At 46.2% G+C, this 3,784-nt stretch carries 5 protein-coding genes; all 5 read left to right on the forward strand.

Annotated features, from left to right (window positions below; translation table 11 throughout):
* Nucleotides 1-550 (forward strand): tetratricopeptide repeat protein (locus F4X88_00815; GenBank protein ID MYA54811.1); only part of this gene is annotated, 550 nt, incomplete at its 5' end.
* On the forward strand, nt 547-1,368 hold the full coding sequence (locus F4X88_00820) for a type II toxin-antitoxin system death-on-curing family toxin (GenBank protein ID MYA54812.1): 822 nt from the start codon (nt 547-549) through the stop codon (nt 1,366-1,368). The genes F4X88_00815 and F4X88_00820, both read left to right, overlap by 4 nt.
* A 4-nt stretch (nt 1,369-1,372) precedes the next feature.
* Entirely contained in the window at nt 1,373-2,017 is a 645-nt protein-coding gene (locus F4X88_00825; GenBank protein MYA54813.1) for a hypothetical protein, read from the forward strand.
* Between the two features lie 278 nt (nt 2,018-2,295).
* Entirely contained in the window at nt 2,296-3,237 is a 942-nt protein-coding gene (locus F4X88_00830; protein ID MYA54814.1) for a hypothetical protein, read from the forward strand.
* A gap of 350 nt (nt 3,238-3,587) precedes the next feature.
* Nucleotides 3,588-3,784: hypothetical protein (locus F4X88_00835; protein ID MYA54815.1), on the forward strand; the 197-nt coding region annotated here is incomplete at its 3' end.

The raw sequence follows: 3,784 nt of genomic DNA on the forward strand, positions 1-3,784 counted from the left end.
AAAACTAAACACCTGTGAAAACAGAAGAAACGACATGTTAATTAGCACAAGTCGTAAAATTCGGTTGAAACCTATCCATCTTGCATGTTATTATTATCCTCAAGAAAAAATAAATTATCTGAATTGCAGATTGACGCGGATTCCGCAGATCAAGAATCCAAAACGGATGCCTATGAATGGACGCAACAGGAAAGTTCGAAGAGGCATTAGCCAAGGCGTAACCCGTCGAAAAGAACGGATTATGGAACAGAAAATGACAAAAGAATGCAATCAAGAATGTGCCGAGACATATTACAATCGCGGCTTAGACCATGCCAAAAACGGTGAGCTTAAACTTGCGATTGAAGACTATACCAGAGCAATAGAACTCAACCCCGACTATGCCGATGCCTATTACCGCCGCAGCAAAGCTTGGCTACATCTCGGCGAAACAGAAAAAGCGAAAGCGGACATGAGAATTGCCAGTAGCCTCGGAATAAATGTTGCCACTGCCTTAGACGAAACATTACAAAACTATGATCGCGCGTGGAAAACCCTCGGTAACCTATGAGATATTTGACAACTGCGGAGATCCTGGAAGTTGCCGAAGGGCATGTTGGGACCTACCACTTGCTGGATGAAAGTCGGTTACACTACTTGGTTGAAGCGGTTAAGGGGAAATTTGGTGATACAGAACTCTATCCAACTTTATTCCAGAAAGCCGCTGTATATGCCCACCATATCGTTACCGGACATATATTCCTGGACGGTAACAAGCGGACAGGTCTACATTGTGCGATCTTGTTTTTAGAATTCAACGGTTGCACGCTGCGTCTTGACATTAATGACTCAATGAGCTGTCATTTCTATCGGTTGATACCACAGAAGGACTCAACGTATGTCTTCAGAGACGTTTTTATATTTTTTCTGCCTCCTGGTGTGTGTCGGGTGTTGTTTGGTATCTATCACCTACAAGCAGCCTCACAACCGCAGGAGATACCACCCCTGACATCTCCGACACCCCAGCAGAGAGAGGTCACGGAGACGCGAGGCACTCTGTTCTCGGCATCCATCGACTCGGACTTCTACCAAACCATCATTCGGAATAACCTCTTTGCCCCATTGGGAACGGTGTTGAACCCAAAACCTGTCCCTGGGGCGAACTTGAAACTTCTCGGAACGTTTGTCTCTGCGTCCAATCCGCTCGCCTTGAGGGCTTGGATTCAAGACACCCGGACGGGAGACTACCGCACACTCGTTGTGACGGATTCCATCCACGGCTTTATGCTCACCGAGATTCAAGCCGAACAGGTCAGGCTTGAAAAAGCAGACGAGACGATTACCTTGAAACTCGAAACGGGTCTGTTTCTCAATCCCCAAAGGAGATAGAACAATGTTAAGAAAACGATTTTGGATACCGATTGTTTGTATATTCGTGATAGCGATGGGGTGTGGTCTGTTCTATGGCCGCAAAGTCGCCGATCAAGAACCCGTAAAGGTTTATAAACCTGTTGACTTTCAACACCCTGTAGCACCGAAACCGCCGCCACCGGGCGAGAGCTACGAGACGGGACACTGGCACGGCGACGAGTGGCATTCTGAACCGCATGAGGCACACACGCCTGCGGCAGTTTCCGAAGTGGAAGCAGAACTACCGACACCGCCCGCAGAACGCACCGAAGTGCAGAGTGCACCTGTCGTCGCACCGCCAATAGACGCACAGATCATAGAGCAAGCCGCGCAGGATGGTAAAGTGGAGTTGTTCTCCGAACGCACGCAGGAGTATTACGAAGCGGTTGAAAAGTGGCAGGAATGGGGGGATAAACACAGTGAACTCACTGACGAATATTCGCAAGTGAATCATGCATTTGATGACCTGCTTCCGACAGAAGAGGAGGCGATCCGATTCGAGAATGACGAGAATTATAAGAGAGAACTGGGACGCAACATTACCGAGGCGGCTAAGAAAATTGCCGAGGTAGAGAGAAAGATGCAAGAGCACGAGGAAAAACGGCCCCCTTTTCCGTATATTCAGTAATTCAGAAGACACACTTCAAAGGCGTTTGGAAATATGAGACTCAAAACGACTTTCAGTTTTCTGTGTCTTGTGCTGCTATTGCTATCTATCGGAGTTCTTGATATTCATGCCAACCCATGCACGAGTTACCTCAGCGATTATCGGAGCAAGCTTGAGGCTTTTGAAGCGGCCAGGGCAGCACTGGCAAGGCAAGCAGGTGACGCTTGACCACTTGGGCAGTTCTGTTGTTTTACGCCTACCGAAAGGTGTTCTGCTCAACGCCCAAAGGAGATAGAACGATGTTAAGAAAGAAAATCTGGATCCCGATTCTTTGTGTATTCGTGATAGCGATGGGGTGTGGTCTGTTCTACGGACGCAAGGTCGCGAATCAAGAACCTGTGAAAGTCTATAAACCTGTTGAAGTTTCCAAGCAACCTGTAGCACCGAAGCCGCCACCGCCGGGGGAAACCTACGAGACGGGACACTGGCACGGCGACGAGTGGCATTCTGAACCGCATAAGACACCATTGCCACTCCTACCAGCAGATATCTTTGCGATAGATACTGAGAAGCATTCGCGCACTTTTGTTTCGTTTAATCCTTTGATACCGAATCCGATCCCTGAACATGTCCAAATGCCACCTAAATGGCAAGATTGGTACTACATGGAGGCTTATGCAGAACCAGCAGAATTGGCCAAATACGAACAGCGTTTGGAGGAAATCACGCGGTATATTATTCAGGACTATAATCCTGGGCGCCCTCTTCAAGATATGTGGGTTGAGTTCATCGAGACAGAGAGGCAATTGATGGCAGACTCGCCTTATGATGAGGAAAATTTTGGTATTCCGTCCCTGGGTGGGTATCGCGCCGATTGGCTGTATCAGCAAATCTGGAACTTCCCGGAAGTTTTTGAAATGATACTTTCAGAGGAAAAAGAAAACGCAATGTGGGTCAATGTCTTTCATATCGACATGGGATACTTGGAACCCGATTGGAATGTCTTTTATCTACATGATGGGCGCGAATTTAGAACGAGGGATGGATATCGCTATGAATTTGTTTCTGGATATAACGAAGATAAAGGTTATTACAGAAATACCTACAGTTTCGCGTATGGCGACATTCAAAACGCTGAAACGATTACTGTTAATCTTGATACCATCTCAGAGACTGAATTAGAAAGGATTCAAGGATATAATTATGAAATTAATCCTTACACACAGAAACCCTATTTTTAGCATATTGTTTATCTCAACAGGACTTACGCAAATGGATCAAATATCGGACATTTGGACACAAAAAAGCAGCATTTATCATCTTTTTAACCCCCTAAATCCCCCTTATCAGGGGGACTTTAAGACGGAATGCGTAAGTCCTAATCATAATATTGTCCAAACTTTAGTATATCTGACTAAACTTTGGACAATTTTTTTAAGAACACACATATCGCCCCGCTGGGGCTTAGGTCTTGGGGGGTTGGCGTTTCTATACACATATCGCCCCGCTGGGGCTGCCGTTGGGTGCATCGGGGTTTATTTTCCTGCAAGTTGGGTTTGTTTCAGAAACTTTCAGAAAAATCAAAGATCTCTTGAAAACCGAGCATGAACCCGACCAAAATTGTCCAAACTATAGTATATCTGAGAAAGCACCCGAAAAAGAGGAGCAGGTCACAGAAGATACATCGGATACCAAAGCGTTAGTGAAGCCCGTAGAGATGGAGGCGTGTGGTATTCATAAGAAAGGCACGCTGGGGAATCATCAACAGTTTTTTCACAGTGTTTGTAA

The organism is Candidatus Poribacteria bacterium, assembly GCA_009839745.1.
Taxonomy (GTDB): Bacteria; Poribacteria; WGA-4E; order WGA-4E; family WGA-3G; genus WGA-3G.